This is a genomic window from Paenibacillus sp. AR247 (assembly GCF_002968895.1).
In the GTDB taxonomy this organism is placed as follows: Bacteria; Bacillota; Bacilli; order Paenibacillales; family Paenibacillaceae; genus Paenibacillus_AQ; species Paenibacillus_AQ favisporus.
On record NZ_PCZT01000009.1, the window covers coordinates 1,650,867 to 1,657,988 of the forward strand.

Consider the following 7,122-nt stretch of genomic DNA (forward strand, 5'->3'; position numbering starts at 1 on the left):
TGCTCGAAATGGGCGGCTGCCAGTTCTTCAATCATGTTGACCGACGCAAAAGTGACCAGTCCCTCGTCCCCGAACTTGAATTTCCCCTCCATGGCGGCGATGCCCGTCAATTGAACGTACAGCACGACGAACTGCTTGCCGTGCACCTGCCATCTGTACCGTTCCATACGCGAGCGCAGATCCTCCTCCGAATAGGCGTACAAATACCCCTGCAGCAGCTGATGAAGAAAGCTTTCCTTCACATGGGGCAGCTGCTCGAGCAGCTTGGCGTTCAGCTCCCGGCTCTCCCGGCTTAAGTGCTGCCACTGCCGCTCGATAATGGCAAATTCGTCGACGCTGCCCATTCCCGCTAAGGAAGCGTGCGGCTGCAAATTCGCCATCAGCCGTTTGACCGGCGAATACATCCGCTTCGAGGCGAGCCACGCCAGCAGCACCGCCAGCAGGAGAGCACTCGCGCTGACCGCCAGAATAACTTTGGATATCAGCACAACCGGGGCCGTAATGTTCGTAATCGGCGAGGCCGACACGTACAACCAGTTGTCCATGATGCGTGCGAAATAACCGTACGTGACCGCATAGGTTTTACCGTTCCATTCAAAGAGAAAGGACCCTCGGGTCTTCCCATCGGATTCCACATCACCGCGGACCGCCTTGACAAAAGGCGAATCCATCCGGTTGCCGTTAGCGGAAACGTAGAGGCCGCCGCCCGCTTCCATCAGAAAGTTCTCCCCATCAGCATAAGGAGTCAACGTCCTCAGCACCTCTGCGACTTGATCGTTGTCCAGCCTGATGACCAAAGCCCCGAGCGGATTCGAGCTGCCACCCGGGATGAGATGCACAAACGTCAATTCCGTCTTACCCTGCTGATCAGGGTCAAGCGCCTGCTGTGTCCAATACGTGGTCTTCCCCGCATCCATCAGACGTTCGTACCGGGAGATGAGCTGCCGGTCATTCAAGGCGGAGTATTCCGGATAAAACAATATCGGCTGGTCTCCGCGCAAATAAAGGCTGACGTTATGGATCATCGTATTGGAGCCCTGCATCACCAGCAGCGTGTTCGTGATGTCGCGCGTTTTTTCAAAGTCGCGCACGAAGTCGTGGCCCCTCAGCGATTCATCAAAGCGCGAGTCGAATGCCCAGTGCGCCAGCATCATTTCCAGGTTGGACAGCTGCTTATCCATGTTCAGTGACCGCTGTTCGATCTGGTCATTATGGAGCTTCAGCAGTTCCTTCTCCAGCCTCCCACCAGCCATGGAGTACACAAGAATCCCGGTGATGATCCCGGGGATGCCGGCCACAACCAAGAACATAATCAGGCTTTTTCTGTAAAAGCTGCCCGATCCGCCGCCAGATAAGCGGGCCATTAGCGACTTCCATCCATTCATCGTCAGCTCACCAACCATATCCAAAATTTGTCGTCCCCGCCTTTATGGCGAGCCTTATGCCCTTTAAATATGTAAGCGTATACAATTAACCATACATAAAAACCCCTTTAGAAAACAGTACCCTCCGCTCCACGGGTATGTCCAGCATGAAATCCGAGAAAATCGTTCAAATAACCGGGGATACGGAAATAACCCCACGACGTGGGGCTTTCTGCTTGCTGTGAAATCAGGTGTTTTACGGTACCCCGAATATAAAAATGATGTTCGGAAAAAAGAGGCCGGAGCCTCTCCAATCCGTTCACGGCCACCGGCTAAAGGGTACAGCTCCAGTCCCCCAGCCGGTCACCGCTTCAGCCTCCGTCCCCTAGGCGGACGATTTCTTGGAACAGCCGCACTGGTCACTTACGCTGGGGCCGGTCAGGACTTCGAGGCAGCGTACAGCTCGTTGATCTCCTTCACATAATCGTCGCCGCCCGATTTTTTCCACAGCTCGATCGCATCCCGCCAGCCCTTCTCGTCGATCTGGCCGACGATAAATTTGATCCGGGCATCGTTAATGATGTTGCCAAGCTGCTGCCCTTTTTGCGCATACACTTCGGAAATGAACGGCTCCGCCGGATTGGCGACGATCGTGTCCCGGTTTTTCAATTGAACCTCCGTCTGCTTCAATCGAAGCGGCGTTTGGGCTACCTGGAGCCCTTTGCCTTCCGGAATGTACGGCACCATCTGATTCAGCCCTTCGACTTCCGACTCGAGCAGCACCGAGTCCGAGCTTCTCTCCAGCGTCTTGTCGTCGATCTTCTTGTAATGTTTGCCTTCAAGCCCGAAGCTAGTTAGCGTCTGCAGGTCTGGTTCGTTCAGCTGGTCGAGGAATTTCAGGATGCGGTCGACCTCTTCTTCGCTCTTTACGCTCGATTTCGGTATGGCCAGCAGGCCGGCAAAACCCGAAGTCGGCAGCGTATGAATTTGTCCGTCCGGACCGGTGACGGCGCCGAACACGTCCACGTACTGCTCCCTGGAATCTTCTTTGCCTGCGTCCTTAAGCGCGGCATGAATTTTGTCGTCGGCGCGGGCCGCTCCGTCCACGACGTCGATAATGGCTCCGGCTTGGCCATTCACCAGCGGATCCGTCCACTTGGCTGAATCCATCACGGCGAAATCCTGATTGACGAGCTTCTCGTCGTACAGCTTCTTCATAAACTTGAGCGCTTCGAAATATTCGTCGTATTCGAATTCCGGCACCAGCTTGCCATCCTTTTCGCCCCACACGTTTGGCGCGCCGAACCACAGCTTGATCTGGTCGAAACCGGCTCCCCAGCCTGCCGTCCATTTGACCATCACCAGACCGTACGTGTCGTCCTTGCCGTTGCCGTCCGGATCCTTCTCCTTAAACGCCTTCAGCATATTATAGAAATCGTCGATCGTTTTCGGCTGCTGCAGACCCACCTTCTCCAGCCAATCCTGGCGGTAATATACGCCGTTGCGGCCGAGCTCGCGCCCGCGGTAAATACCGTAAGTTTTGCCGTTAATCGAGGAGTTGTTCAGAATGACTTCATTGGCCTGACTGAGGTTCGGATAATTTTTCAGCTTGTCGGTCAGGTCCCAAAAAGCCCCTGATTTTACGGCGCTCACGAAGCTCGGACCTTTCGAATCGGGCACGTAAATGATTTTCGGCAGATTTCCGGAAGCAAGCGTAATGTTGAATTTATCGCCGTATGAAGCGTTCGGCACCCATTCGAAATGGATGTCCGTGTTCGTCAGCTTCTCGAGCTCAGCGGCGACGGGGCTGTCATCCTTCGGATAGTTCGTTTTAAAAATCGGGAGCATAATGTTCAGCTTAAGCGGCTTCTCCGCCTCCGCGGAAGCGTTTGCAGAAGGAGCTGCGGACGAGCCGCCCGAGGCGCCCTCGCTGCTGCTGCCGCTGCCGGATGAGCAGCCTGCGAGCGCTGCGGCGCAAACCGTGCTTAGTATGAGAAATGTGGACACGCGTTTCGCTTGCTTTTTCTTTTTCTTCACGAAAATAGCCTCCCTTTAACGTTAGATCATATTGCAAAACCGCCCGGGCTCCAAGTGAAAAATCAGTGTTGATTTGTATAAATTCCGGAGCATTTTGGCGGGATCACACGGTGAACAGACTGACTTATACCTTTAACCTTTGACCGAGCCCAGCAGAACCCCTTTGGCGAAGTGCTTTTGCAGGAACGGATACACGCACAGAATCGGAATCGTGCCGACGACGATGACGGCCATTTTGATCGATTGGTCCGGCGGTTTCACAAAATTCGGATCCATCGAGTTCAAATCGCCCGCTGCCGCCTGTGACAGCAGGACGATCTGACGCAGCATGACCTGCAGCGGCCATTTTTCCGGATCGTTAATATACAGCAGCGCTGCAAAGAAATCGTTCCAATGCCCCACGGCGTAAAACAGGGTGAAGGTGGCGAGAACAGGCATCGAGAGCGGCAGCACGATCCGCCATAACAGCCCCAGCTCGGAGCAGCCGTCGATGCGGCCCGCTTCCTCAATTTCCTTCGGAATCTCCTGAAAAAAGTTTTTGACGATGATCAGATTAAACGCACTGATTGCACCAGGCAGCATGAGCGCCCATAGCGAATCGAGCAGGTGCAGCTCCTTGACGACCAGGTACGTCGGAATCATTCCTCCGCCGAACAGCATGGAGAAGATGACGAGATTGAGCACCAGATTGCGGCCGTAAAGTCCCCTCTTGGCCAAGGAATAGGCCATCGTGACTGTAAAAAACAGATTGACGAGCGTACCGATGACGGTAACGTAAATGGATACGCCGATGCTCTTGACGATCGTCCCGGTCGAAAAGATAAACTCATAGGCTGCCAGCGTAAAGGTTTTCGGGATAAAAAACACCGCCCTCTGCGTCAGCTCCGCGTCCGAGGCGAAGGAACCCGCAATGACGTAGACGAAAGGAAGCACGGCGGCCAGCCCGAACAGCGTTAGGACGATATAGTTAGCCACGTCGAACGTGGCGCCGGCCGCGGTCCTGTATTGCTTGGCCATGGATGGATTTCCCCTTTCTGAATGGGTTAGTACAGTCCGGATTCACCGAATTTTTTCGCCAGCCAGTTCGTGCCGAGCACGAGCGTGACGCCGACGATCGATTTGAACAGCCCGACGGCCGTACTGTAACTGAACGCGCCCTGCGTAATACCCATTGCGTACACGTAAGTATCGAACACTTCGCCCACCGTGCGGTTGAGCGGATTCAGCATCAAATAGATTTGCTCAAAGCCGTTATCCAGCACGCTGCCCATCCGCAGAATCAGCAGAATCACGATCGTGCTGCGGATCGCCGGCAGTGTCACATGCCAAATTTGCCGCCAGCGGTTCGCTCCGTCGATCGTCGCCGCCTCATACTGCTCCACGTCGACGGCCGCCAGCGCCGCCAGGAAAATAATCGTACCCCAGCCGCATTCCTTCCAGATCGTTTGCAGGATGATCATCGGCCGAAACCATGCCGGATCGGACAGAAACTGGATTTTGTTGCCTGTATATTGGAAGAGCAGCTCATTGACGGTGCCGCCCTCCGTCGTCAGAAACACGTAAAGTCAAGCTCGCCACGATAACCATCGAAATAAAATGCGGGACGTAAATCATCGTTTGAATGGTCCGCTTGAAGAATGCGAGCCTGACTTCGTTCAGCAGAAGCGCCAATATGATCGGAGCCGGGAAGAAGAAGATCAGATTGTAAAACGACAGCAGCAGTGTATTGCGCAGCAGCATAAAAAACTCGGGGTTTTCAAAGAACAAGCGGAAATGCTCGAAGCCCACCCATTCGCTTTTCCAAAACCCGGTGAACGGCTGATAGTTTTGGAAGGCCAGCAGCACGCCCCACATGGGCACATATTTGAATATCAAAAAATAAAGCAAGCCGGGGAGCATTAACAGGTATAGCCATTTGTCCCTGCGCAGCCTGGCCGCGATGCTCGTGCGGTAAACCCCCGGCTTGGACGTTTGCGGAAGATTCCCTTGGGCCGTCGCCTGCTCCATCGCTTTCCACCTCCATATGTGTTCATCGCCTCGCGAGCGTTGTGGCCTTATTATCGGTCAGCGCTTTCTTTTCCGGCAATGAGACATTTTTTGAAGACATCATGATGAAGTGGCGGAAGTGTTATGTTCGCGCTCCGCTTCATATACATATTCAATGTCATCGTAAGCTGCCAAATAATTGACGACCAGATCGTATCCTTGCAGATACCAGGTGTCCTGTTCCTCTATAAAAAAAGGCCACGCCCTCAAGCTCTTCCTTCAGCACCGGATGCTCCGGGTTCTCCACGGAAATGCCGAGCGAAAATCCGGGATGCAGTCCGCCGCCCGAGCTGTAGCGGGGAAAAAAGCGAAGCGCCGCGCCCTCTGCCAAATTCAATTCTCGTTTATACCAGCGTGCAGCGTCTTGGCTGATCCGCAGTTCCATCTGGTTTCACTCCCTCTCTCTAATTCTGTATGTTCATAAGTACATCATAACATTTTTTTGCGGATTCCTGAAAATATAAATTGACAGCTCTCTTGACGCGATGATAAAATTTTCTGCATACGAGATCCGTTTTCAATTTATTCCCAAATGAACCCGGCAAGGTCGTGTCCTTGATACGCAAGTGCTCCCTGCTCGGGCTCAAGACCAACATCAACAAGAAAGGGTGAGTTCTGTGTTCAATATGATAAATTTTCATCCACGCAACCATCATCAAGATCTTTATCAATTGAATACTGGAGTAGCCCTGCTGGTGAGGCCTTCTTAAGGAGCGCGATGAAGTCGTGCCACTTGGAGCCATTGAATATTAACCTTCCGCGGTACGGCTGCTCACACTCAACCGTACGCATGATAAATGTAGGATTGCAAGGCATATCGTCCGTATACGGATGGTATGCCTTTTTTAATTTTCCATGAACTCCGCAAGCAAGAACTGCCGGCATTTTAGACATGAGAGGAAGTGAAAGTTTTGTTTTCCGTACTTAAAAACCTGGGCTGGTTTTTCCGCCAGGAAAAGAAGCGTTACTTGATCGGTTTGATTATGCTGATCCTCTGCGGAATCGGCGAGCTGTTTCCCCCGCGTTTTCTCGGAAACGCCATCGACGAAATCGTCCGCGGCTCGATTACCTGGACTTCGCTGACACGGTATATTGTGCTGATTCTCGGTACGCTCACCGTGATTTACATCATCACCTACATATGGATGCACAAGCTGTTCGGTGGCGCTAACCTCGTGGAGCGCATCCTGCGTTCCCGCTACATGAACCAGCTGCTGCGCATGGTCCCTCCGTTCTTCGAACGGAACCGGACGGGTGATTTGATGGCCAGAGCCACCAACGACCTGCGCTCTGTCGCCAACACGGCGGGCTTCGGCATGCTTGTGATGACAGACTCGACGGTGTACCTCAGCGTCGTGCTGCTGGCGATGGGCTTTCTCATCAGCTGGAAGCTGACGCTCGCCGCCATCCTGCCGCTGCCGTTTATCGCCCTGGCCATGAAAATTTACGGCAAGGTCATCCACGAGCGGTATACGGCTGCTCAGGACGCGTTCGGCGACATGAACGACCAGGTGCTGGAATCGGTCGCCGGGGTGCGCGTCATCCGGGCGTACGTTCAGGAGCGTGAGGACCAGCGCCGGTTCAAGGAAATTACGGACGATGTGTACCGTAAAAACATGCGGGTCGCCAAGCTGGACGCCCTGTTCGAGCCGACCATCCGCTTATGCGTAGGCGC

General features: G+C 53.7%; 4 protein-coding genes and 2 pseudogenes. 1 reads left to right on the forward strand and 5 read right to left on the reverse strand.

Annotation, left to right across the window (positions count from 1 at the left end):
• The 5 genes and pseudogenes from CPT76_RS36710 to CPT76_RS15985 form a co-directional block, all read right to left on the reverse strand.
• Window positions 1-1,403, reverse strand: a 1,403-nt coding sequence (locus tag CPT76_RS36710) for a cache domain-containing protein (RefSeq protein ID WP_258168642.1), incomplete at its 3' end; no start/stop codon positions are given.
• A 399-nt stretch (window positions 1,404-1,802) separates the two neighbouring features.
• Window positions 1,803-3,401: an extracellular solute-binding protein gene (locus tag CPT76_RS15970; RefSeq protein ID WP_105443576.1), complete on the reverse strand. Its 1,599-nt coding sequence runs from the start codon at window positions 3,399-3,401 to the stop codon at window positions 1,803-1,805.
• 132 nt (window positions 3,402-3,533) lie between these two features.
• On the reverse strand, window positions 3,534-4,418 hold the full coding sequence (locus CPT76_RS15975) for a carbohydrate ABC transporter permease (protein WP_105443577.1): 885 nt from the start codon (window positions 4,416-4,418) through the stop codon (window positions 3,534-3,536).
• A 26-nt stretch (window positions 4,419-4,444) separates the two neighbouring features.
• Window positions 4,445-5,408, reverse strand: a pseudogene (locus CPT76_RS15980) (ABC transporter permease).
• Window positions 5,409-5,507: 99 nt separating this feature from the next.
• Window positions 5,508-5,832 (reverse strand): annotated as a pseudogene (locus tag CPT76_RS15985) (HesB/YadR/YfhF family protein).
• 526 nt (window positions 5,833-6,358) lie between these two features.
• Between CPT76_RS15985 and CPT76_RS15995 the strand changes: the two are divergent.
• Window positions 6,359-7,122, forward strand: a 764-nt coding sequence (locus CPT76_RS15995) for an ABC transporter transmembrane domain-containing protein (RefSeq protein WP_258168538.1), incomplete at its 3' end; no start/stop codon positions are given.